We start from the raw sequence: 24,200 nt of genomic DNA, 5'->3' as shown, positions 1-24,200 counted from the left end.
ATCCAACCTTAAGGTAACCTTCACCAAATGAGTACGACGAAAAGCCCGATAGCACCAGGCTTGCTTCGCCGTACGCTCGCCCAAAGAGTTGTCATTGCAGATGGTGCAATGGGGACAATGCTCCAAGCAGCCAATCCATCCCTCGATGATTTTGAGGGCCATGAAGGCTGCAATGAGATTTTGAATGTAAGCCGCGCTGACATTGTGCGTTCCGTTCATGATGAGTATCTAGCCGCTGGGGTAGATGCAATTGAAACCAATACCTTTGGTGCTAACTGGGCAAACCTTGCCGAGTATGGAATTGAAGATCGCATCTATGAATTGGCCTTTGCTGGAGGAAAGATTGCTCGTGAGGCCGCCGATGCCTTTTCAACATCTGATAAGCCACGTTTTGTTTTGGGATCCCTTGGGCCAGGTACCAAACTTCCTAGCCTTGGCCACACTACGTATGCAAAGTTGAAAGAGGCCTACCACACAGCGGCAAAAGGATTGGCCGATTCTGGTTGCGATGCATTGTTGATTGAAACCTCACAAGATCTTTTACAGGTCAAAGCTGCGGTTAACGGTTGTCGTGATGCAATCACTGAATCCGCTCGTGACATTGTTTTAATTGCACAAGTGACCGTAGAAACTACTGGCACCATGTTGCTTGGATCAGAAATAGGCGCAGCACTCAATGCATTAGAACCAATGGGAATAGATTTGATTGGTTTGAACTGTGCAACTGGACCCGCAGAGATGTCTGAACACCTTCGCTACCTCAGCAAGAATGCAAAGATTTCGATTTCAGTTATGCCAAATGCGGGGCTCCCACAATTAGGGCCAAATGGCGCAACATATCCATTGGGTCCTGATGAGTTAGCTACCGCGTTAGATGGTTTTGTATCTGATTACGGAATCTCGCTCATCGGAGGATGTTGCGGAACTACTCCAGCACATTTAGCTGCCGTCGTTGAAAAGGTTCATAACAAGCCTATTTCTTCTCGAACTCCTGAATTAGATCCCGGCGCTTCTTCGTTGTATCAGTATGTGCCCTTTAGACAAGATAAAACATATTTAGCGATCGGTGAACGTACCAACGCAAATGGTTCGCGCGCCTTCCGTGATGCGCTCCTTGCTGAAGATTGGGAGAAGTGTGTTGAGATTGCACGCGATCAAATTCGCGATGGTGCACACATGCTCGATTTATCAGTTGATTATGTTGGACGTGATGGCGCGAAGGATATGAGCGAACTAGCTTCTCGCTTTGCAACCTCTAGTACTTTGCCAATTGTCTTAGATTCCACTGAGCCAAATGTCCTAAAAGCTGGATTAGAGCATTTAGGTGGACGTTGCGTTATCAACTCTGTTAATTATGAAGATGGAGATGGTCCAACTTCACGATTTGCCAAGATCATGCCTCTTGTAAAGGAGCATGGAGCTAGCGTTGTCGCGCTTACTATCGATGAAGAAGGACAGGCTCGTGACGCTGAATGGAAGTTACGAGTTGCTCGACGTTTGATTCATGATTTACACGATAACTGGGGAATGAATATCGGCGACATCTTGATCGATTGTCTTACCTTCCCGATCGCCACTGGCCAAGAAGAAACTCGTAAAGATGGCATTGAAACGATTAATGCAATTCGCCAACTCAAAAATGAGTTCCCTCAAGTTCAAACCACACTGGGTGTAAGTAATGTTTCCTTCGGACTAAATCCCGCAGCACGCGTAGTACTCAATTCAGTATTTCTTCATGAGTGCGTTCAAGCAGGATTAGATTCAGCAATTGTTCATCCATCCAAAATAACCCCGATGGTCCGAATAGATGAACGGCAAAAGCAGGTTGCACTTGATCTCATTTATGATCGTCGCACCTTTGATGGCGATGAATGTACATACGATCCATTGCAGGAATTTTTGCAGTTATTTGATGGCGTTGAACTAGCAACGAGCAAGAATGCCCGGGCAGAGGCCCTTGCAGCCCTTCCACTTTTTGAACGCCTACAACGCAGAATCATTGATGGCGAAAAAGTGGGCCTCGAAGATGACTTGAAATCTGCGATGTCCGAAGGAATGCCACCCCTTGAAATCATCAACTCGCATTTGCTTGAGGGTATGAAGGTTGTTGGCGAGTTATTTGGTAAAGGCGAGATGCAACTTCCATTTGTTTTGCAATCAGCTGAGGTGATGAAGACAGCAGTTGCTTTACTTGAACCATTTATGGAAAAAACCGGAGATGAAGGTCGCGGCACGATGTTGCTTGCTACGGTCAAGGGCGATGTTCACGATATTGGAAAGAATCTTGTCGACATCATCTTGACCAATAATGGTTACCGAGTCGTCAACATTGGAATCAAGCAAACAATTAACCAGATCATTGACGGTGCGCTAGAAAGTAATGCCGATGCAATCGGAATGAGTGGTTTGTTGGTGAAATCAACGGTCATCATGAAGGAGAATCTCGAAGAGATCACCTCACGCGGTTTAGATCAAAAATGGCCAATTGTTCTTGGGGGAGCGGCACTTACCCGCGCATATGTAGAACAAGATCTCGCCGGAATCTTCCCAGGTGAAGTTCGCTACGCACGCGATGCCTTTGAAGGTTTACGACTCATGGACTCCATCATGGCTGTTAAGCGTGGAGAAGAGGGCGCAGCACTTCCACCGTTACGCGAACGTCGTGTCGCTAACACTCGAATTAAATCTGAAGATCTACCAGTGGACACTCGAAGAAGTGATGTTGCAGCAGATAACTCAATTCCAACTCCACCGTTCTTTGGATCAAAGGTTATTAAGGGAATACAACTTGCCGATTACGCAGGCATGTTGGATGAACGCGCACTCTTTGTTGGACAGTGGGGGCTTAAAGGTAATCGTGGCGAGTATGAACAGATGGTTGAAAGTGAAGGCCGCCCACGTTTGCGCTCCTTGCTCAACGAGGTTCAGTCAAAGGGTTGGCTCAACGCCGCCGTTGTTTACGGTTATTTCCCTTGTTACAGCGAAGGAAATGATCTTGTCATCCTTCACCACGAAGGTGAAAACAAAGGTAAAGAGAGAATTCGTTTTACCTTCCCACGTCAAACACGTGACCGTAGATTATGCATAAGTGATTTCTTCGCCTCCAAAGATTCAGGTAAAACAGATGTTGTCGCATTCCATGTTGTAACGATGGGATCAACTGTTAGCGAAGCTGCAGCTAAATTATTCGCAGACAATAATTATCGTGAATATCTTGAGCTTCATGGTTTGTCTGTTCAATTAACCGAAGCACTAGCCGAACATTGGCATGCACGTATGCGCGAAGAGTTACAGGTTAAGGGTGAAGACTCTGCGGAACTACAGGGAATCTTGGATCAGGGTTACCGCGGATCACGTTATTCATTTGGTTATCCAGCTTGCCCAGATCTTGAACAACAGGTTCAGCTATGCGAACTACTTGATCCTGCTCGAATTGGCGTCGAACTTTCGGAAGAGTTCCAGCTACACCCAGAACAATCAACATCTGCGATTATTGTTCATCATCCTGAAGCTAAATACTTCAACGCTAATTAAGGAGTAAACAATGAGCTTCTTCGATGCTGTCTTTTTCGACATGGATGGTTTGATGGTTGATTCTGAGCCTGAATGGCTTCAATCAGAGATCGATGTCACCGCTCCCTATGGCTATACCTGGCTGGAAGAAGATCAAATTGCTTGCTTAGGTGGACCTCTGTCTCGAGTCGGTCAATACATGCATGACAAGTGCGCACAACAACAATCACCTGAATTTTTCACACAATCTCTCATTGATACGCAGGCTGCAAAGATGCGTGGAAATACGCCGACAATGCCCGGAGCTGTCGAGCTAGTTCGCGAACTGCAATCCCATGGCATTAAAACAGCATTGGTATCTGCAAGCCCTAGAAATATTGTTGATGCTGTTTTGGACAATCTCGGACATGACCTTTTCCCATTTTCAATTAGCTCTGATGATGTCGTTAATACAAAACCTCATCCAGATGCTTATCTAAAGGCTGCAAACATCAGTCAATCGGACATAGCAAATTGTTTAGTATTCGAGGACTCTTTAACAGGAATGAAGGCAGCTACATCTAGCGGGGCTTACCTCATAGCTGTTCCGCACCTGGTGACAATTGAAGAGTCAGCACGCGTAAGAGTAATTAAGTCCTTGGCTCAACTTTCTCATGCAAAACTCCAGCAATTGCACCAGGATTTTTCAGTACAGATTTAACTGATGTGCGCAGGACAAATGCTCTTGAAGTAGCACCAGTCACAAAGACGAGATGGCTTAGGTGGCCAGTACTCTTTTTCAATTGAAATAAATATATCCTTCGCCACTCTTCGAAGTACTTTTTCCGCGCTTCCAATATCTGACATGGTCGGATTGCTCTTTATGACTTTTCCGTCACCTAAATAAATAAGTTGCAAAAGACGGGGGAGTACGCCGGTGTTTTTCCAATACAACAATGCATACACCCGTAATTGAAAGAGCGCCTTCTCTTCCCAACCAGGCTTTGGCGCTTTTCCAGTTTTGTAGTCAACAATTCGAACCTCACCGGTTGGTGCAATGTCTAAGCGATCAACATAACCGTGCAAGTAAACATTTGTATCAAAATCATTTTCCAAGTGTATTTCGCGATGAGTTGCCTCGAACGCGGTTGGGTTTTCCAAAGTGAAGTAGGTTGAAATCAGCGCCGAAGCCCGATCGAGCCATTCCTTTTCATTGGTAACCATCTCAAGCAGCGCTGGCTTATCAGCTAATTGAGCGCTCCAACGAGATGGTAAAAGATCGATCGCCGCTGCAGGGGTACGTTCAGGAGCGGGAATTTCAAAGAGATCTTGCAAAATCGTGTGTACCAATGTGCCTCGTTCGGCATCGAGCGAAGGCGGTTCAGGCAACTTATCAATTTTGCGATACCTATAGAGCTGAGGGCAGTTTTCATATTCACTGACAGCACTTGGTGAAAGACGCAGATTTTCAAGGTTACTCACTTGGCTGAAGATACTCGCACCTGTCCCGATAAATTCGCCTAAGATGCTCCCGTGTCTAATCTTGGGTATTTCGGAGCAGGGGATCGTATTCAATTAACCGACCCCAAAGGTAAGTTGTACAGCTTTACGATTACACCTGGCAAGGAATGGCACACCCACAAAGGTTGGATCACCCATGATGATCTCATTGGAATGCCTGAGGGCTCAGTAGTAAGCACAACCGCTGGTTTGAAATTCACCGCATTCAAACCTTTGTTGGCTGATTATGTTTTAACTATGCCGCGTGGAGCGACGATCGTGTATCCGAAGGATGCAGCAATGATTATCGGTGTTGCCGATATTTATCCTGGTGCCCGCGTGCTTGAGGCAGGTGTTGGCAGTGGTGCATTAACAATTTCACTTCTTCGTGCCGCAGGTCCCACCGGCAAAGTGCTTTCGGTAGAACGTCGTGCTGATTTTGCAGATAACGCTCGTTCAAATGTTGATTCATACTTTGAAGGTGCGCCTGCGAATTGGAGCCTTGAAGTAGGAGATCTGCAGGATCAAAACTTTGAATCTGAATTTGATCGAGTTGTACTAGACATGCTTGCGCCTTGGGAATGTGTGGACATCGCAGCGCGTGCTTTACGTCCTGGTGGAGTTTTCTTAGCCTACGTTGCAACTACAACCCAACTTTCAGCAACCGCCGAAGCGCTCAAAGAGGATGGTCGTTTCACCGAACCAGAAAGCTCCGAAACTATGGTTCGCGGATGGCACCATGAAGGTTTAGCTGTTCGTCCGCAACAACGCATGATCGGGCACACAGGATTTCTTATTCAAAGTCGACGTATGGCTCCTGGAGTAGAGGTTCTTGCACGTCGACGTCGACCTGCGAAGGGTGCATACGGTGTCTCGGAAGATTGAGAGATTAATCAATCTAACAATCGCATTGCTGGCAACTAAAAGGTATCTCACCAAATCTGAAATTTTTCGAACAGTAGAAGGCTATGAAGGTTCGCCTGAAACAAAAGAGCGAATGTTCGAGCGCGATAAGGATGATCTGCGCACATTAGGTATTCAAATTGAGGTTGGAAGTTTCGATCCACTCTTTGCAGATGAAGCGGGATACCGCATCCATTCTGAAAGTTACCAATTAGATTTGGGCGATATTTCATCAACTGAAATTTCATTGTTATCGCTTGCAGCTCAAGCGTGGGAGGGTGCAGCGCTAGCCGATGTTGCACAAAGTGCCATTCTCAAACTTAACTCGATTGGAATTCCTGCAGATTCACTTGATCTTCCTGCGATCTCACCGAAGTTATCCAATAGCTCAGAGGATTTAAAGGTTGTTACTGCGGCAATTTCTCAATCAGATTTTCTGACTTTTTCGTACATCGGAGCTGATCTTTCAGTCCAAGAAAGAACAGTGATTCCATTCGCCTTATCTACCAAATCAGGGTTTTGGTATATCACCGCCGTGGATCAAGATGTCCAAGAGATTCGTAACTTTCGTTTGGATCGCATACAAGGTGCGATTGAAAGTAAGGAAAATTCAGATGAGTTTGAATTGCCGACGGAACTAGCTGCAAATCCGCTTGAAGCCCAAATGCCCGAAGGTTATGCAACCTTAGATGTTCGTAAAGGTAAGTGTCACTCATTACGCATGCAGGCGATGAGCCTGACCGATTTAGGTGAATGGGATCAGATCAAAGTTCCTATCTATGGAGTCGACGCGATGACCGCACAAATCCTGTGGCATGGGGAAGATGTTTTTGTACATGAACCTTTGGTCCTTAGAGAATCTGTGATTAAGAACCTAGAGGCGTTGGTGAAATCTCATGGTTAAGAGTATTTCTGCGCCATTAGCACGAACAGCCAGATTGTTGGATCTAGTTCCATTTCTAAACACCCATCAAGGGATCTCACTTAAAGAGTTAGCGCAACGTTTTGATGTTTCACCCGCACAAATGAGCTCGGATCTAACAACTTTGTGGATGTGTGGACTTCCGGGATATACCCCTTTGGAGTTAATGGATCTTGAGTTTGAATCGGGATACGTCACCATTCGTAACGCGCCGACCCTTGCCAAACCTCGCAGTATTTCCTTTGATGAAGGTGTTGCACTGATACTCGGATTAGATTTATTGGTAAGTTCGCTGAGCAACGAAAAACAAAATTTAGCTTCCTTAATTGAAGATTTAAAAACCAAGATTTCCACAAAGATTGGTCTGTCTGTTTCGTTAAATGCGCAACCAAAATCATCTCCGCAAGTTACTTCGGCACTCAACGAGTCGATCTCAAAAAATACTTATCTTGCTATTAGGTATCACTCGTTGTATCGCGATGAAGTATCTGAGCGGACGATCCAACCCATGGAAATTTTGCAAGAAAATGAAAATCAATATGTTCGAGCATTCTGCTTCTCGGCTGGAGCTATGCGAGATTTCCGAGTAGATCGAATCATTGAAGCTACGCAGACATCAGAACGCCCTGTTGGTAACGAAGCAACAGTTACTTCACAATCGATAGATTTCACCATTTCACTGAAGAAACCTTCGAGAGATGTTGTTGAACGATTTGATGTTAAGTATTCAGATATTTCGAAGAATCTGAGGTTGCAATCTTTCTCTCAGCAATGGATTGAGAGATCGGTAATGGCCTCAGGTGATGGGGTAGAGCTAGCTAGCCCATTGAATATCCGTGCAGATATCGCCTCTAAGGCTCAACTGATACTGGATCGTTACAAAGCGGTCTGACTCCGCCTACCCATTTTCTGAGGCGCTGGGGTAGCCTAAGCGCATTAGACCCACCAACCTGCAGGGAGTTTGAAGAATGTTTCTACGCGAGCCAAGCCATATTTTGATTCTTCTCATTGTTGTTCTCGTTTTGTTTGGTGCAAAGCGTCTTCCAGACTCTGCACGTTCACTAGGTCGCTCAATGCGCATCTTCAAGAGTGAAATGAAGGAAATGACCGCAGAAGAGAAGAAGGCCAACGAAGAAGGCACAACAGAGAAGTAAATCCATGGCGTCTACTAAAGACGCGCGGATGCCGTTACTAGATCATTTACGAGAGCTTCGTAAAAGGGTTTTTCGCGCAGCCGTCGCGATTTTCCTTGCTTCTGGAATTGGTTGGTACTTCTACAACACGATCATTACAACTTTGGCGCAACCTGTTTGCGATCTCAAAGCTGCACAAGAGTCGGGTTCTGCTAGCTGTGGTTCTCTCTATATCAATGGTGTCTTAGGACCGCTGAATTTACAGATCAAGGTAGCCCTGCTGTCCGGAGTAATTGTTTCAGCTCCCTTTTGGTTATATCAACTGTGGGCATTCATTGCGCCAGGTTTACACCGAAAAGAAAAGCGAAATACCGTTTTCTTTATAGCTTCTGCGACACCATTCTTTGCGATCGGCGCAACATTGGGATACCTCGTGCTTCCAGTTGCAATTAAAGTTCTCTTTGGTTTCACTCCTAATGCGCTCAACAACTTGGTTAAATTTGATGATTACTTAGATTTCGTTTTGAGAATCATTCTTCTATTTGGTTTGGCCTTTGAGTTACCGATCTTTTTGATCACCTTCAACCTCATTGGATTCTTACGTGGTGAGACGATTCTTAAGCCTTGGCGTGGATGGGTATTTTCAATTGTTCTCTTTACGGCTGCGTTCACGCCAACCGCAGATCCCTTAACGATGATGCTACTTGCAGTTCCATTGATTGTTTTGTACTTCATGGCTGGAGGAATCGCGCTGCTAGTTGATAAGCGTCGCGACAAAAAATCAGCTTCGATTGAAACTGGTGTATCGACTATCGATGCTCCGACACCTATTGAGGATTAACAGATAGGCTCCGCGCATGTGGGCACTAGTTATAAATCCTGTCTCTGGACAGGGTAAAGGCACCACGATTGGAACTTACGTCGCTGGTTTTCTCTCGCAAAGATCAATCGACTACACGATAGTCACTGGTAACTCTTCCATTGCTTTAACAGATCATTTACAAATATTTATCGATAAAAATCCTGATTGCGAAGGCGTAATAGCTGTTGGGGGAGATGGGCTTCTACACATCATTCTCCAAAAGGTTGTTCCTGCTCAAATACCTTTCACAATCGTTCCAGCAGGTACTGGCAACGATTTCGTCCGCACGCTCGGTTGGGATTTAGAAGATTTAGATCAGCAACTCGAATGCGTCACCACTACGCGACCAACTTCCATAGATTTAGGGCTAGTGGATGGAGAATGGTTTGGCGCGATTCTTTCTACAGGTTTTGATTCTGTAGTAAACGAGAAAGCAAACACCATGCAGTGGCCTAAAGGCCCCATGAAGTACAACGCTGCTATTGCGATTGAACTTCCGCGCTTTAAGCCACGACATTACGAGATCACGCTTGATGATCGCACGATGTCAACTGAAGCGATGTTAATTGCGGTATCGAATGGCCGCTCTTACGGCGGGGGAATGCTTGTTTGTCCCAATGCAAGTATCAGCGACGGATACTTTGATGTGATGGTTTTACATCCTGTTACAAAGCTAGAGTTCCTTAAAGTATTTCCTAAGGTATTTGCTGGTACTCATGTAACCCATCCAGCGGTTGAAATTGTCCGAAGCAAAACTGTAAAAATTGAATCAAAAGCAGTTGCATATGCCGACGGTGAGCGCATTGGGCAGTTGCCCGTTGTAGCCGAATGCATCAATGGTGCTGTTCAAACGTGGGTCGCATGACAACCCCAGCCGAAAAATACGCCGCCGCCAAGTTACGAGGAAAGCATCCTGTAACCACCGATTTCTTAATGACCTTTGATTTCGAGTTCGATCCATTCCAAATTGCCGCATGTCATGCAGTTGAAGAAGGAAAAGGTGTTTTAGTAGCTGCGCCAACGGGAGCTGGAAAAACAGTCGTAGGTGAGTTTGCGGCCTACTTTGCTTTACAAGCCGGAAAAAAATGTTTCTACACAACACCGATCAAAGCCTTATCAAATCAAAAGTACTCAGAATTCGTAGCGAAGTTTGGCGAGGATCGCGTAGGACTTTTAACTGGCGATACAAGCATCAACGGCGAGGCTGAAATTCTCGTGATGACAACCGAAGTGCTTCGCAACATGTTGTACGCCGGATCAAATACCCTGACCAATCTTGGGTGCGTTGTAATGGATGAGGTTCATTACCTGGCCGACAAGTTCCGTGGAGCGGTATGGGAAGAGGTTTTGATTCACTTAATGGAGAGCGTTCAAGTTATTTCCCTCTCGGCTACGGTTTCTAACGCGGAAGAGTTCGGTGAATGGTTGGGCGAGGTTCGCGGTGACACTGAAGTAATTGTCAGTGAAATCCGACCTATTCCACTTTTTCAACATGTGTTGATCGGCAATCGTTTACTAGATCTTTTTGATGCGCCTGGTCGGGTAAACCCGGAGGTACTCAACCGTGAACGAGAGATGACTCGCCGAGCTTCCTTAGGAAGAAATCGTAGAGGGCGTTTTGCAGAGCCATCTGATCGAATGACACGGGCTGAAATAATTGAAAAACTTGCAGGTGAATCATTGCTTCCGGCAATTACCTTTATTTTTTCCCGTGTTGGATGCGATGCAGCGGTCAAGCAATGTCTACACGCAGGTCTTCGCTTAACGTCAACTGAAGAACGAGAAGAGATTAGACGTACCGCCTTGCGATATACACAAAATATCGCCGAGGAAGATCTTGAAGTTCTTAACTTCAAAGAGTGGTTGACCGCCCTTGAGCGGGGGATCGCTGCTCACCACGCTGGATTGTTGCCTAGCTTCAAAGGTGCGGTTGAGGATTTATTCCAACGTGGATTAGTGAAAGCGGTTTTTGCTACCGAAACTTTGGCACTTGGTATCAATATGCCGGCTCGAACTGTTGTTTTGGAAAAATTAATAAAATTCAATGGTGAAGGACATGTCCCAATTACACCGGGGGAGTACACACAACTAACGGGACGCGCAGGCCGTCGTGGTATCGATATTGAAGGTAACGCCGTTATTCAGTGGTCGCCAACTGTTGATTCGGCTTCAGCTGCAGGTCTTGCAAGTACTCGTACATATCCTTTGCGTTCTTCATTTTCACCTTCCTACAACATGTCTATCAATTTAATTGCGCAATTTGGTCGCGAAAGAGCCCGCCGTTCTCTTGAATCATCATTTGCACAATTTCAAGCAGACCGGGCTGTCGTCGGATTAACCAGACAAATTCGCAAGAATGAAGAGGTCATCAAGGAGTTAATGAAAGAAGCCCAATGTCACATGGGTGATTTTTCAGAGTATGCGCGTTTGCGACGCTCCATCAAAGAGGTCGAAGTTCTTTTAAGTCGCAGAGACCAAAGAAAAACTTTTGATAACCGTCAACGCGGACATATGGAAGGTGAGTTAGCTGATCTTCGTAAATCCTTGAAGAATCATGCCTGTCACGGCTGTGCAGAACGAGAAGATCACGCCCGCTTGGCAGAGCGTGCTGGTCGTCTGACACGTGAAAATGATGGACTTACAACGCGCGTAGAAAATCGAACCCATGTGATTGCAAAAACCTTCGATCAAATCTGCAGAGTCCTGGACCATCTCAATTACATTGAGGGCGAGAAGCCAACGGCTCAAGGAAAAATTCTGACGAAAATTTACGCCGAATCAGATCTTTTACTCACTGAATCGATACGTCGTGGACTCTTTGATGAGCTGAATGCAACTGAACTTTTATCTGTCGTGTCTTGCATGATCTTTGAATCTAGATCTGCCGAGAACTTGGCGCCGAAAATGCCAAGTCAAAAGGTAACCTCCACCATTACTGAAATCATCTCGCTGTGGGCTGCACTTGAAGAGATTGAAACTGAATTTGGCGTTAAAACGCAACGCGAACCAGATGCTGGTTTTTGCTTCATTTCCTATAAATGGGCAAGTGGTAATTCGCTCAATAGCGTCCTTAAAGGTAGCGATATGTCTGTCGGTGATTTTGTGCGCTCCACAAAACAGCTGATCGATCTATTGAACCAAATAGCAGGTGCTAGCGATAAGTTACGTCCTGTCTGCAAAGATGGCGTAAAACGTTTAGACCGTGGAGTAGTTGCATACCTGATGGGGGAGATATGACGTTAATGCTGCTTGATAGCGCATCCCTTTGGTATCGCGCTTATTACGGAATGCCAGATACCTTGTTGGCACCAGATGGAACATCGGTTAACGCCATTCGCGGATATATCGATATGACCGCTCGGTTAATGAATGTGTACAAACCAAATCGATTAGTTGCATGTCTCGATGGAGATTGGCGTCCAAGTTGGCGAGTAGATATTTTTCCAGAATACAAAGCAAACCGCCTCGAGGAAGAGGGAGATGAAGAGGAAGAGCCTGAGACTCTGACTCCGCAGATTCCTATTTTATTAGATCTCTTGGATCTTTTTGGTATTCCAGTTGTTGGTGTTGATGATTACGAAGCTGATGATGTTATGGCAACTTATGCAGAAATTGAAAGGGGTCCGATAAGAATCGTTACAGGCGATCGAGATCTCTTTCAAATGGTTGACGACAAACGTGATATTAAGGTTGTTTATCTGGCAAAGGGAATTTCACAACATGATTTAGTTGACATCAAATATGTTGCAGATAAGTATCAAATACCTGGTGATCGTTACGATCTTTTCGCGATGTTTCGAGGAGATCCATCTGATGGTTTGCCTGGAGTAAAAGGTATTGGAGAAAAGGGAGCTGCGGTGATTGCAAATAGCTTTGCGACCGCTGAAGAGGCACTTGAAGCCGCTCTTGCGGCACATGATGCATTGCCACCAGCATTGGCTAAAAAGATTATTGCAGGTGCCGACTATTTAAAGATCGCACCAACATTGGTTCGAGTTGCTAGAAATGCACCATTGCCAAAGGTTGATTTAAGTGTGCCAAAAGCACCGGCGGATTTATCTGCAATCTACCAATTCAAGGAGCGTTACGCCTTAGGTGCAAGCGTTGATCGTTTGATCAGTGCATTAGGTTGGTAAATCTCCTTCTATCAGCTCTTTCTGGAGCACTTCTTAGCTGTGCATTTGAACCGGTGGGGAAGTGGTACCTAGCTCCACTTGCACTTGCTGTCCACATGTACGCGCTCAATCGAACCGGCAAGAAGGCGCTATCAATTCTGGCTTTCGCTTTAACATTCAACGCCTTGTTACTGCATTGGACAAGTATTTATGTTGGATCGATGCCCTGGCTCATTTTGACCTTTGGCTTATCACTTCTTTATCTGCCGTTGATGCTGATTAAACGCTGGGGGATTGCCGCGTATCCATTGCTCTTTGTAATTGCAGAAGAGATCCGCAATAGATTTCCATTTGGTGGATTTGGTTGGGGAAGAGTCGCATACTCACAAGCAGATGCACCTTTTTCAAAAATTGCGGCGTATGGGGGAGCTATAGCACTCTCAGCGATCACCGCTCTTATTGCGTTACTTATTTTCTTGCTGGGTCAAAAACTTTTTCGACCCTTAATCTTGCTTCCGCTTTTATTGCTAATGATTCCTTCAAGTATTTCTGAAAATGTTCAAACAAATGTTCTAATGGTCCAAGGAAATGTTCCACAATACGGTTTAGATTTTAATTCACGTGCGACGCAAGTTTTCTTTAATCATGCACAAGAAACAGATAAGGCTCTGGCTGTTAATAAAAATATCGACTTTATTTTGTGGCCTGAAAATGCGGTCGATGTAGATCCATTTAACAATACGACCGTTTCATCAGAGCTCAACAAATATGATGTGCCATTATTAATTGGAGCAATTGTCGATAACAATGGTGCGACCCTAAATACCTCAATTTTGTGGCGAAAATCTGGTCATGAACTGTATGCAAAACAACATTTAACACCTTTTGGCGAATACATTCCTTTGCGATCGCTAGCTTCAAAAATTTCGCCTTTAGTTGATCAAGTTGATGACTTTTCTGCCGGAAATCAATCCATAGTATTCAAAATTGGCAAGGCAAAGGTGGCTCCCGTAATTTGCTACGAATTGATCGATGATTCCATCCTCGAAAACGCTGCGAAAAGTTCAAATATCTTGGCTGTCCAAACAAACAGTGCAACCTTTGGTCGATCTGCTGAAAGTGCCCAACAATTGTCGATTTCTAGAGTTCGAGCTATCGAACATTTCCGAAATATCCTTTCAGTATCAACAACTGGTTATTCAGCAGTTATCAATTACAAAGGCGAGATTGTGCAAAAAACATCTATGGGAACTGCAGAACACATAGTTGCCAACGTTGGATTGATCGATAGCCAATCACCAAGGGATCGTTTAGGAGATTGGGCGGGGATTTTCACGCTGATGTGGTTGCTGCTTGTATCCCGCCGAGCGTATGTATTACGCCGATAAGTTACATTATGTAAAGTAAATGAGATTCGGCAAAGGTACTTAAACCCTCAACCTCTCCTAGCGGTAATCATCCATCGGCGTGCAGGCACAGACCAGATTTCGATCTCCATGAGCACCATCGATGCGCGAAACCGGTGGCCAATACTTCATGCGTGAACCAATGGATTCACCAGCAACTAGGCCATCCAATGAAACGGGATATCCGCCCTTTTCACGGCTGTACTCCCGCTCCCATTGGCTTGAGACCACAGAAAGGGCTGTATGAGGCGCATGGCGCAAGGCTGAGCCCTCAATGCTGACCTTGCCATCAATAACTTCCTGGATCTCAGCTCGAATCGAAATCATGGCATCGATGAAACGGTGAATTTCAGAGATGTCCTCTGATTCAGTTGGTTCAATCATCAAGGTGCCAGCTACCGGGAATGACATAGTCGGTGCATGGAAGCCGTAATCCATCAATCTCTTTGCAATGTCATCAACTGTGACACCAGAATCCCTGGTAAGTCCGCGAATATCCAAGATGCATTCATGAGCGACTCGACCATTAGCTCCGGTGTACAGAACAGGATAAGAATCCTGCAATCGAGCCGCCATGTAATTTGCGGACAAAATCGCTACCTGGGTTGAGTGGGTAAGTCCTGCTCCCCCCAACAAACGAATGTACGCCCATGAGATCGGCAGAATGCTTGCAGAGCCATATGGCGCAGCCGAAATCGGTCCTGGTCCTGTTGCAGGTCCGGCCAGTACATCCATTGGGTGATTAGGTAGGAATGGTGCAAGGTGTGCACGAGAGATAACTGGACCTACTCCAGGTCCTCCTCCACCGTGTGGAATCGCAAAAGTTTTATGCAGATTCAAGTGAGAAACATCGGCGCCAAACTTTCCGGGCTGAGAAACACCAACTAAAGCATTTAAATTCGCACCATCTACATACACCTGACCGCCTGCATCATGAACAAGTGCACAAATCTCAGACACCGCAGTTTCAAAAACACCGTGGGTTGAAGGATAAGTAATCATTAACGCAGCAAGGGCTGACCCATGCTCTGCGATCTTGTGCTTCAAATCATCAACAGAAACATTTCCGTTGTCATCGCAATCAATAACAACAACCTTCATGCCGGCCATAACTGCTGATGCTGCATTTGTTCCGTGCGCACTTGATGGAATCAGACAGATATTGCGGCTCTGATCTCCACGTGAATCGTGATAGTTGCGAATTGCCAGGAGTCCGGCAAACTCCCCCTGGCTTCCGGCATTAGGTTGCAAAGAAACTGCGTCGTACCCAGTAATGGCTACAAGCCAATCCGATAACTGCTGAATCAGTTTGCGAGTTCCCACCGTTTGTTCTGCAGGCGCAAATGGATGCAGCGCAGAAAACTCAGGCCAAGTAACCGCTTCCATCTCAGTAACCGAGTTCAGCTTCATGGTGCAAGAGCCCAAAGGAATCATTGTGCGATCTAATGCTAAATCTTTATCTGCCAAGTTGCGCAGGTAGCGCATCATTCCTGTTTCGCTGTGATTGGTATTGAAAACCGGATGAGTTAGGTACTTGCTCGTACGAAGGAATTTGGCCGGGATCTGCTCCCCTGCTACATCCTTAAATCCAAAAATCGCTAGAACATCAGCAAAGATTTCTTCCGTTGTTTCCTCATCAAATGAAATACGAATTTCGGTCGCACTGACCTTTGCAAAGTTATATCCCTTTGCCACAGCCTTTTGATGAATAGCATCAGCGTTATCAACAACAATGTGAACAGTATCGAAAACAACATCCTCGCGATTGTTGCTTGCCGCATGAAGGCGTGCTGCAAATCCATGCACTCGTTCTGCAATCTGCTTCAAACCAACTGGACCATGCCACATGGCATAGAACGCACTCATGTTCGCAAGCAGTACTTGAGCAGTACAAATATTTGAAGTCGCTTTATCGCGACGGATATGTTGTTCGCGAGTCTGCAAAGCTAAACGAAATGCTGGCTTACCGTTTGCATCAATACTTTGCCCAACTAAACGTCCAGGCATTGACCGTTCTAATCCTTTCCGCACCGCTAAGAATCCCGCATGTGGTCCACCAAAGCCCATAGGAACACCAAAACGTTGTGAAGTACCAACAGCAATATCAGCACCCCACTCCCCTGGTGCCTTAAGCAATGTAAGTGCTAACAGATCAGTTGCAGCAATAACTAAGGCATCGCGCGAATGCGCATACTCTGCAAAAGATGCATAATCGATAACAGTTCCAGTTGTATCTGGATATTGCAGCAATGCTCCAAAGAATTCGCCATCAAAACCATCGCGCACAACATGACCTGAATCAACTTCAACAACAGTGATGCCCAGTGGCTTCGCGCGAGTGATAACGACAGCTTTAGTTTGTGGATGTACATGCTCTTCAATCAAAAAGACCGCGTCATCACTTAACTTTGAGGCACGTCTAGCGAGCGTCATGGCTTCTGCGGCTGCGGTTCCTTCATCCAACATTGATGCATTTGAAATATTCAGCGCAGTTAATTCGCAAATCATTGTTTGGAAGGCAAATAACGCTTCTAAGCGACCTTGTGAAATCTCTGGCTGATATGGCGTGTACGCGGTATACCAAGCAGGATTTTCTAAAACATTTCTTTTGATTACAGGAGGAACGATGGTTCCGTAGTAACCCGTGCCAATTAATGATCGAAAAACTTTATTTTCCGAAGCAATTTGACGAAGCTCAGCAATGACTTCGACTTCACTCTTTCCAGAATCAAGAGCGCTTTCAATAACGCCATTGATCGCGATATTTGCAGGAACTACATCGGCAATGAAGGACGAGAGGTCTTTGTAACCAAGAGTCTTAAGCATCGCTGCTTCATCAACAGAGGTTGGTCCAATATGACGATCCTCAAATGAACGACTCATCGTGCTCCCCTGTTGTTAGTTGCGATCAACTAGTACAAGGGTGCAATTTATCTGTATTTAGGCGTTTACGCCCCTTTACTCTTGCGACGCAGAGAAAGTTCATCGTTATGTTCGCCACCTATTACCTGGCCATTCACTTCACCCTGAAGTACAGATAGAGAGCCTTCAACCTCATGCCAGACCTTGCCGACGGCGATTCCGAAAACGCCTTGTCCGCCCTGTAGTAGATCGATAATTTCATCTGGGCTGGCACACTCATAAATAGATGCACCATCACTCATTAAAGTGATTCGCTCTAACTCAACTACTCCCCGACTGCGCAAATGATCAACAGCGGTACGAATATTTTGAAGTGAAACTCCCGCATCCAATAATCGCTTAACAATCTTTAGTACCAAGATGTCGCGGAAACCGTAGAGACGTTGAGTTCCAGAACCACTTGCCGTTCTAATGCTTGGTTCAACTAATCCAGTACGTGCCCAGTAATCCAATTGGCGATATGTAATTCCGGCAGCAGAACAAGCTGTTGCACCTCTGTAGCCAATTTCCAACTCTTCTGGAGACACGGGGAATGCTCTTTTCTCTTGGGGAGTGGGTTAAATGTAAACCCACGCCCCTTGCTTACCTAGAACCGACACGATCGAAACCTCTACTTTAGGTTGAGGGTTGAGCCTACCCTGCAAAATCCTCGGGGTTGATCTGGTCCAAGAACTCGCGGAACTTCTCGACCTCTTGGTTTTCACCCTCGCCCTGTGGGATCTCTATTCCGATCTCAGCCAATAGCTCTTCAGTTGCCAGGATGTTGCTCTGGGTTCGAACCGCAAGGGCGATCGCATCAGATGGTCGGGCAGAGATCGTTAGTGGTTGTGAGTTGGAATCTCGAAGATGCATCGTTGCGTAGAAGATCCCCTCCTTGATTTCGGTTAGATGTACCGCGGTCAAAGTTGCATCAAATAATTCAACAAGCTCTTTCATTAGATCATGGGTCAGAGGACGAGGTGGCTCTACCCCTTGCTGAGCAAATGCGATCGCTGTTGCCTCAACCGCGCCGACCCAGATTGGCAAGAAGCGGGAACCATCAATTTCCTTTAACAGGACGATGGGTTGATTGGATGGCATCTCAACGCGAACGCCGATGACCTCCATGGGGATCAACATAAAAATTACTCTTTAGCGAAGTCGGTTTAGTCCACCACGCACAAGAGCTGCGTGTAGACGAATTGAAAGAGATGCAATCTCCTTTTGAACCTCTTCGGCACGAGCCTTTGATTCCGCGCTCTTCTGTCGAGTTAAAGGAGTGATCACTTGTTCAATCAAACCAATCTCACGGTCTGCCGCAGATTTAAAGGAACGTAGGTGACGGGCTTCAATTCCAAAGCCGCCCATTTCAGTAACTGCCTTAGCAATCGCCAATGCATCGCCATCGTAATGACGACCACGAGGTGCGATCAATCCATAACCTTCTAGCTCTACTAGTTGATCCTCAGTGAGACCACTGTTCTTCAATAACTCTTCACGAGACAAGCGCATTTCGCTAACTTCACCAAATGCACTTGGAGCCATCTCGCCATCAATAGTTGCTAGGCCAATGTTTGGACGAGGTGCAGGAACTCCACCAACTGCAGCTGGCTGGAGTCCGCGATCAATCGCATCAAGGTTGTCCTTGATCACCTTCAGTGGAAGGTACTGATCGCGTTGTGCCAACAAAACATATCGAAGTCGCTCTAGATCAGAGCTTGTGAATTTGCGGTATCCAGATGGCGTACGTTGCGGCTCAATCAAACCTTCAGATTCAAGGAAACGAATCTTTGAGATTGTGATATCTGCGAAATCTCCACGCAAACGGTTGAGAACTTCACCGATGCTTAAGTACGCGCGAGCTGGAACTGCCATGACTACTCCCCTAATTTTTCTGTGAATTAAATTTAGTTTTTAGAGCCAACAAAAAGTAAGTGGAACTTGCCAATCTGAAACTCATCACCTGAGACCAGTGTGTGTTCTGTGATTGAAACATTGTTGATGTAGGTTCCATTTAGAGAGCCGCCATCACGAAGTACAAATGAATCTGCAACCTTTGTGATCGTTGCATGTGATCGTGACACAGTTACATCATCTAGAAAGATTGCACTCGATGGACTGCGACCAATGGTTGCTCCATCTGCAGTTACAAGAAAACGAGATCCCTTGTTTGCTCCACGAGCGATAAGAATCATCGCCTTCTCACCCTTGGAGCTTTGAATCTCGGCGATTACAGAACGGTCCTCTGGGGAAAGTAGGGCCAACTGCTCTTCTAAATGTTGTGCTGGGGAATGTGTAACTTCACGAAGACCTAAATGGAGAGTGGTAGTTAATTCATTCTGCGATTGCTCTGCAGCCATGCTTTCTACCTCCTCACCGTCAACTTAAGGGTGACAGTAGAGAGTTAGCGGAAGAAGGTCAAGCCGTAATTTCAGCGTATTGAGCTGCGCTCAACAGGTCTGCAGGCGCTGCTGCGACCTCGATCTTTGCCAACCAACCGGCGCCATATGGATCGGAGTTGATTGTTTCTGGAGAGTTCGCTAGTGATTCATTAATCGCAACTACCGTTCCAGTTACTGGTGCATAAATCTCTGAAACACTTTTAGTTGATTCAACTTCTCCGCAAACTTTTTCAGCTGTTACTACTTCGCCAACCTTTGGAAGTTGTACATAAACAATGTCGCCCAATGCGGCTTGCGCATAATCGGTGATACCCATTGTGTAGACAAAGTTGTCAGCTGAAACCCACTCATGTTCCTTGGTGTATGACAACTCATTTGGAATCGATGACATGGGTCCCTCTTATCTGCGAAATTCCTTCGCGTGCGTAACTAATACCAGTCGAAATGTAGAGGGCAATCCCCCAGATGGCAAAACTCCACCCAAATATGTACGCCCCTGTTCCCCACGCCCCATCACTTTGCGCCAATAGTAGAAATGGGAAGGCGTACATCAGATTGAAGGTTGCCGCTTTACCGAGATAAGTCACTGTGAAAGGAGGAAAACCTTTGCGGTTCATTGCAATGGTGATCAATCCAAGGATGATGTCTCGGCCAACAATTACAACGATCATCCAGGTTGGCACGATCTCGCGAATTAAAAAAACCGCCAAGATCGCCAAGATATACAGCCGATCAATTGCAGGATCAGCTAACTCGCCAAATCTAGAGGTTTGGTTCCAGGCTCTGGCTAACTTTCCATCGAAGTAATCAGTTGCTCCCCCGATAGCCAGAACAACAATCGCCCAGCCATCTGCTTCAAGATTGAGGGTTAGATGAATGAAAAGCGGGATGCCAAGGAAACGTAGAAAGGTGAGAGCGTTTGGAACGCTAATCACTGAACTACTCATTCCTTATCGCGCTCCTTGACTCTGACCGCCACCTGAACCGGTGTACCTGGGAATTTGAACTCTTCACGTAGACGGCGCTCAATAAAGCGCCGATAGGAAGCCTCAATCCAGCCACTAGAGAACACCACAAACTTAGGAGGAGCAATTCCCGCCTGCGTTGCGTAGTAAACCTTTGGCTGCTTTCCACCACGAACAGGTGGAGGTGTTGCACCAATAAGGGCTCCCAAGAAGGAGTTGAGCTTTGCAGTTGGAACGCGGCGCTCCCAACTTTCAAGGGCGGTGCGAAGGGCTGGTGCTAAACGGTCACGGTGCCAACCGGTTTTAGCGGCAATGTTTACCCGTTGCGCCCATTCGACCTGATCTAAGTGTCGATCAATTTCACGATCCAATTGATTGCGACGATCCTCATCTACTAAGTCCCACTTATTCATCACAATCACCATGGCTTTTCCAGCCTCTTCGACCATTGTGATGACGCGCAAATCCTGTTCAGTAATTGGCTCTGATGCATCAAGAACTACAACTGCAACCTCACAACGCTCTAAGGCCGTCGCTGTTCGAAGCGATGCGTAGTAATCAGTTCCGGAATCCTGATTGGCGCGCTTTTTTAATCCAGCTGTATCGATAAATCTCCATGTTGACCCACCGAATGAAAGCAAAGAGTCAACCGGATCTCGAGTCGTACCTGCTGCATCATCAACAATCGATAATGATTCACCGGCGATCGCATTGAATAAGGATGATTTACCAACATTTGGACGACCGATTAAGGCAACCTTGCGATATCCATCTTGATTTTGTGCGCGACCTACTTCAGGTAAGACGTTAACGATGTGATCAAGCAAATCTCCACTACCGCGACCATGCAGTGCGGAAACAAAACGAGGCTCACCTAAACCTAGGCTCCAAAGTCCATGTGCTTCTGCTTCTTCACGCTCACCATCAACCTTGTTACCAATCAAAATAGTTGGCTTCTTTGCCTTACGAAGATGCTGAACCAAAGTGTCATCCTCATCAAGTGCACCAACTTGAGCATCTACAACGAAAGCCAAGACATCTGCTTCTTGCATCGCAAGTTCTGAACCCGCACTTACCTGAACTGAAATTCCATCTGGCTTTGCTTCCCAGCCACCGGTATCCATAATGATGAAGCGACGTCCGCCCCATTCACATTCATACTGAACACGATCACGTGTTACACCTGGAGTATCTTCAACAATCGCTTCACGACGACCCAAGAAGCGATTGATCAATGTTGATTTACCAACGTTAGGGCGACCCAGAATTGCAACGATCGGTAAACCCAGCAAATTACGCTTCTTTAGCAGCTCCCAAATACGGTCAATAGTTTCATCTAAATCTAAGTACGTTGAATCAACTTCAACCGCATCTGCTGCCATTACAAGTGGCGATACCGCACGCGTTGAATCAACCGCATCACGGCTATCTAAGGACGCCTTAACATCAACACTTTTGTCTTCAGTTTCATTTTCACGACGTGTAGCGCGTGCATTCAAATCAGCTGTTAAATAAATCTTCAAACCAGCTTCTGGCGCAACAACGGTTCCGATGTCACGACCTTCTACGACAATGCCACGTTCTGCTGAATCAATTATGTGGTGTTGGATGTTCAGAAGCTCTCGGCGAATTTCAGGCAACGCACTGATGCGCGAAACATTTTCAGTAACTGATGTTCCGCGAATAGCATGAGTGATCTGAGTTTCACCAGCGAAAACATTTGACGATTCTGGATCTGCAATAAATTTAATAGGGTGATCTTTGATCGCTTGCAAGATTGCAAATGGTTCTTCACATTTGTATTCCAGTGCAAGCCAGGTTACAGCGCGATACAAAGCACCAGTGTCTAAATAATTCCAACCAGCACGAACTGCAATTGCTTTTGCGGTGCTCGACTTGCCTGCGCCACTAGGGCCATCAATAGCTACGATTATGCCCATGTACTGAGCCTACTTCTATTTACGAATCGGATGAACATTCCATCCGATCGATGATAGATGTGATGAAAGTTTCTCGGCATCTGATTGCGATAAAGCCAATGTGATTAATGCGCTCAACTGTCCTGGTGAGTGTTCAATGATCAAATCTTCAACGTTGACATCCATAGTTGCGCATTCATTGAAGATAGAACCAAGTTGGCCAGGTTTGTCATCGATAACAATTGGAAGATAGGAATACTCGCGAGCCACGCCACCATGCTTGCCAGGAATCGCTGCCTTTCCTTTTCGTCCAGCCGCGATCAACTCTGCGATCTTTTCAGGATCATCCAAAGCGGTAATCATCGAATGAAGATCGTTTTGTAGATTTATTAGCAATTCCTGCAATTCAGTTCGGTTTGAAAAGATGATCTCTTTCCATAAGGACTCATCAGAGCCTGCGATGCGGGTTGTATCTCTGAGCCCCTGCCCTGCTAACTCCATCCATTCAGCTGGCGTTCCAGTTAATTGCTTGGCTACCAGCGAGGCTGCGATCTGAGGCAGGTGGGAGATCTTTGCGACCGCTCGATCATGATCTTCAGCAGATAGCTCAATCGCTGTTGCCCCCAACAGCGAGATCAGCTCTAACACTAGATTTTTTGAACTCGGCTCGAGATCATCGCTAGGCGTAAGTATCCAACTACGCCCCTGGAACAGATCGGCCCGTGCAGAGCCTGCACCGCCGATCTCACGGCCTGCCATGGGATGGGTGGGCAAAAACCGCTTCGACAGCCCTGAAAATGTCCTAACCTGAAGTACAACTTCATTCTTAACACTACCAACATCCATAAATGTCGAGTTAGGGTTTAGTTGAATTTCTTGTGCTATGACTACTGAAAGTTTTGATGTAGGTAGAGCAAAGATAACTAGCTGTGGCTCAGAGACCACTACCCCACCAACCAGATCATTAGCCAGGGATTGGCTCTCTGGCGCTGAATCCACCATCTCAACTAGGACCCCACGCTGAACTAAGCCAAGACCGATCGAGGTTCCGATCAGCCCTGAGCCTACGATTCGTACGCGGGAAAGGGTATTTATCGTCATTATTGAGCGATATCTCTTCGCAAAGCAGCCGCTCCATGGAGATAGATATGGGTGATTTGCTCTGGCGTTGAGCCTGTTTCAACATGCAACATCGCTCGCACAGTGCGATCTAACGCTCCTGGTACATCTACCTCTACAGAACCAATCAGCGGAACATTGGCAAAGCCCATCTCGCGGCAGGCTGCAGCAGGAAAGGCGGCGTTGAGATCTACCGTTGAAGTAAAGAAAACAGAGATCACATCTGCGGGTGTTAGCTGATTAGCCTCCAGAATCGCTGAAATCAGCTCCTGAACACCGGCGGCGATATCCGCGGCGGTATTTGCTGGGACCTGGATCGCTCCTCGAATAGCGCGCACACTCATGGGTTAAGGGTACCTTTCCTCACCGAAATCGGCGTGTATTTAAAACAGTATAAGTCGATAAAACTGTAAAACATTTAAACCTGTTTACTACTTTTCCCTCTTGCGACCCTTCTTTCTCGAGCTTCACTCTCGTGGCCATAATTATCGATAAATCTATACGCAAAACGACATCTGAGCGTGCTAAATATCGATAAATCAACTACTGCTCTTCGTAATA

General features: G+C 46.1%; 22 protein-coding genes. 11 read left to right on the top strand and 11 right to left on the bottom strand.

Features of this window, described 5'->3' with window-relative positions:
* Positions 1 to 27: 27 nt before the first annotated feature.
* Both metH and AC8GFU_RS03575 read left to right on the top strand, forming a co-directional pair.
* Entirely contained in the window at positions 28 to 3,534 is a 3,507-nt protein-coding gene (gene metH, locus AC8GFU_RS03580) for a methionine synthase (protein ID WP_506627135.1), read from the top strand.
* A gap of 10 nt (positions 3,535 to 3,544) precedes the next feature.
* Complete coding sequence (locus AC8GFU_RS03575; RefSeq protein WP_506627134.1) at positions 3,545 to 4,213, top strand: HAD family hydrolase; 669 nt, start codon at positions 3,545 to 3,547, stop codon at positions 4,211 to 4,213.
* On the opposite strand, the gene AC8GFU_RS03570 is transcribed toward AC8GFU_RS03575, so the two are convergent.
* On the bottom strand, positions 4,210 to 4,974 hold the full coding sequence (locus AC8GFU_RS03570) for a RecB family exonuclease (RefSeq protein ID WP_506627133.1): 765 nt from the start codon (positions 4,972 to 4,974) through the stop codon (positions 4,210 to 4,212). The genes AC8GFU_RS03575 and AC8GFU_RS03570 overlap by 4 nt on opposite strands.
* A gap of 51 nt (positions 4,975 to 5,025) precedes the next feature.
* On the opposite strand from AC8GFU_RS03570, the gene AC8GFU_RS03565 reads away from it, so the two are divergent.
* From AC8GFU_RS03565 to lnt, 9 genes are all read left to right on the top strand, one after another.
* Positions 5,026 to 5,877 carry a tRNA (adenine-N1)-methyltransferase gene (locus AC8GFU_RS03565; RefSeq protein ID WP_506627132.1) on the top strand — a complete coding sequence of 284 codons (852 nt, stop codon included), beginning with the start codon at positions 5,026 to 5,028 and terminating at the stop codon, positions 5,875 to 5,877.
* The gene (locus AC8GFU_RS03560; protein WP_506627131.1) at positions 5,861 to 6,799 is read left to right on the top strand and encodes a helix-turn-helix transcriptional regulator; all 939 of its coding nucleotides are present in this window, start codon (positions 5,861 to 5,863) and stop codon (positions 6,797 to 6,799) included. The genes AC8GFU_RS03565 and AC8GFU_RS03560 overlap by 17 nt, the downstream gene beginning before the upstream one ends.
* Positions 6,792 to 7,709 carry a helix-turn-helix transcriptional regulator gene (locus AC8GFU_RS03555; RefSeq protein WP_506627130.1) on the top strand — a complete coding sequence of 306 codons (918 nt, stop codon included), beginning with the start codon at positions 6,792 to 6,794 and terminating at the stop codon, positions 7,707 to 7,709. Before AC8GFU_RS03560 ends, AC8GFU_RS03555 begins: the two co-directional genes overlap by 8 nt.
* Before the next feature lie 76 nt (positions 7,710 to 7,785).
* Positions 7,786 to 7,971, top strand: coding sequence for a Sec-independent protein translocase subunit TatA (gene tatA / locus AC8GFU_RS03550; RefSeq protein ID WP_506627129.1), 186 nt, complete (start codon positions 7,786 to 7,788; stop codon positions 7,969 to 7,971).
* A 28-nt stretch (positions 7,972 to 7,999) separates the two neighbouring features.
* Positions 8,000 to 8,791, top strand: coding sequence for a twin-arginine translocase subunit TatC (tatC, locus tag AC8GFU_RS03545; protein ID WP_506627128.1), 792 nt, complete (start codon positions 8,000 to 8,002; stop codon positions 8,789 to 8,791).
* A 16-nt stretch (positions 8,792 to 8,807) separates the two neighbouring features.
* On the top strand, positions 8,808 to 9,677 hold the full coding sequence (locus AC8GFU_RS03540; protein ID WP_506627127.1) for a diacylglycerol/lipid kinase family protein: 870 nt from the start codon (positions 8,808 to 8,810) through the stop codon (positions 9,675 to 9,677).
* Positions 9,674 to 12,049 carry a DEAD/DEAH box helicase gene (locus AC8GFU_RS03535; protein ID WP_506627126.1) on the top strand — a complete coding sequence of 792 codons (2,376 nt, stop codon included), beginning with the start codon at positions 9,674 to 9,676 and terminating at the stop codon, positions 12,047 to 12,049. Before AC8GFU_RS03540 ends, AC8GFU_RS03535 begins: the two co-directional genes overlap by 4 nt.
* 5 nt (positions 12,050 to 12,054) lie before the next feature.
* Complete coding sequence (locus AC8GFU_RS03530) at positions 12,055 to 12,948, top strand: 5'-3' exonuclease (protein ID WP_506627125.1); 894 nt, start codon at positions 12,055 to 12,057, stop codon at positions 12,946 to 12,948.
* A 53-nt stretch (positions 12,949 to 13,001) separates the two neighbouring features.
* Positions 13,002 to 14,315 carry an apolipoprotein N-acyltransferase gene (lnt, locus tag AC8GFU_RS03525; protein ID WP_506627124.1) on the top strand — a complete coding sequence of 438 codons (1,314 nt, stop codon included), beginning with the start codon at positions 13,002 to 13,004 and terminating at the stop codon, positions 14,313 to 14,315.
* 57 nt (positions 14,316 to 14,372) lie between these two features.
* On the opposite strand, the gene gcvP is transcribed toward lnt, so the two are convergent.
* From gcvP to aroH, 10 genes are all read right to left on the bottom strand, one after another.
* Positions 14,373 to 17,216: an aminomethyl-transferring glycine dehydrogenase gene (gene gcvP, locus AC8GFU_RS03520; protein WP_506627123.1), complete on the bottom strand. Its 2,844-nt coding sequence runs from the start codon at positions 17,214 to 17,216 to the stop codon at positions 14,373 to 14,375.
* A 65-nt stretch (positions 17,217 to 17,281) separates the two neighbouring features.
* Entirely contained in the window at positions 17,282 to 17,782 is a 501-nt protein-coding gene (locus AC8GFU_RS03515; RefSeq protein ID WP_506627122.1) for a MerR family transcriptional regulator, read from the bottom strand.
* 106 nt (positions 17,783 to 17,888) lie between these two features.
* Entirely contained in the window at positions 17,889 to 18,371 is a 483-nt protein-coding gene (locus AC8GFU_RS03510; protein WP_506627167.1) for a bifunctional nuclease family protein, read from the bottom strand.
* Between the two features lie 15 nt (positions 18,372 to 18,386).
* Positions 18,387 to 19,109, bottom strand: a complete 723-nt coding sequence (gene ftsR / locus AC8GFU_RS03505) for a transcriptional regulator FtsR (protein ID WP_506627121.1) — start codon at positions 19,107 to 19,109, stop codon at positions 18,387 to 18,389.
* A gap of 32 nt (positions 19,110 to 19,141) precedes the next feature.
* Positions 19,142 to 19,594 carry an FHA domain-containing protein gene (locus tag AC8GFU_RS03500; RefSeq protein ID WP_506627120.1) on the bottom strand — a complete coding sequence of 151 codons (453 nt, stop codon included), beginning with the start codon at positions 19,592 to 19,594 and terminating at the stop codon, positions 19,142 to 19,144.
* Between the two features lie 58 nt (positions 19,595 to 19,652).
* On the bottom strand, positions 19,653 to 20,027 hold the full coding sequence (gcvH, locus tag AC8GFU_RS03495; protein WP_506627119.1) for a glycine cleavage system protein GcvH: 375 nt from the start codon (positions 20,025 to 20,027) through the stop codon (positions 19,653 to 19,655).
* On the bottom strand, positions 20,008 to 20,583 hold the full coding sequence (locus AC8GFU_RS03490; protein WP_506627118.1) for a CDP-alcohol phosphatidyltransferase family protein: 576 nt from the start codon (positions 20,581 to 20,583) through the stop codon (positions 20,008 to 20,010). The genes gcvH and AC8GFU_RS03490 overlap by 20 nt, the downstream gene beginning before the upstream one ends.
* Positions 20,580 to 22,541 carry a ribosome biogenesis GTPase Der gene (gene der, locus AC8GFU_RS03485; RefSeq protein ID WP_506627117.1) on the bottom strand — a complete coding sequence of 654 codons (1,962 nt, stop codon included), beginning with the start codon at positions 22,539 to 22,541 and terminating at the stop codon, positions 20,580 to 20,582. The genes AC8GFU_RS03490 and der overlap by 4 nt, the downstream gene beginning before the upstream one ends.
* Positions 22,542 to 22,556: 15 nt before the next feature.
* Positions 22,557 to 23,621, bottom strand: coding sequence for a prephenate dehydrogenase (locus AC8GFU_RS03480; protein WP_506627116.1), 1,065 nt, complete (start codon positions 23,619 to 23,621; stop codon positions 22,557 to 22,559).
* On the bottom strand, positions 23,621 to 23,983 hold the full coding sequence (gene aroH, locus AC8GFU_RS03475) for a chorismate mutase (protein ID WP_506627115.1): 363 nt from the start codon (positions 23,981 to 23,983) through the stop codon (positions 23,621 to 23,623). The genes AC8GFU_RS03480 and aroH overlap by 1 nt, the downstream gene beginning before the upstream one ends.
* Positions 23,984 to 24,200: the final 217 nt, after the last annotated feature.

The organism is Planktophila warneckei (SeqCode) (genome assembly GCF_965234675.1).
Lineage (GTDB): Bacteria > Actinomycetota > Actinomycetes > Nanopelagicales > Nanopelagicaceae > Planktophila > Planktophila warneckei.
The sequence above is the reverse complement of the archived record's forward strand: the minus strand, read 5'-3'. Positions and strand labels throughout refer to the sequence as shown.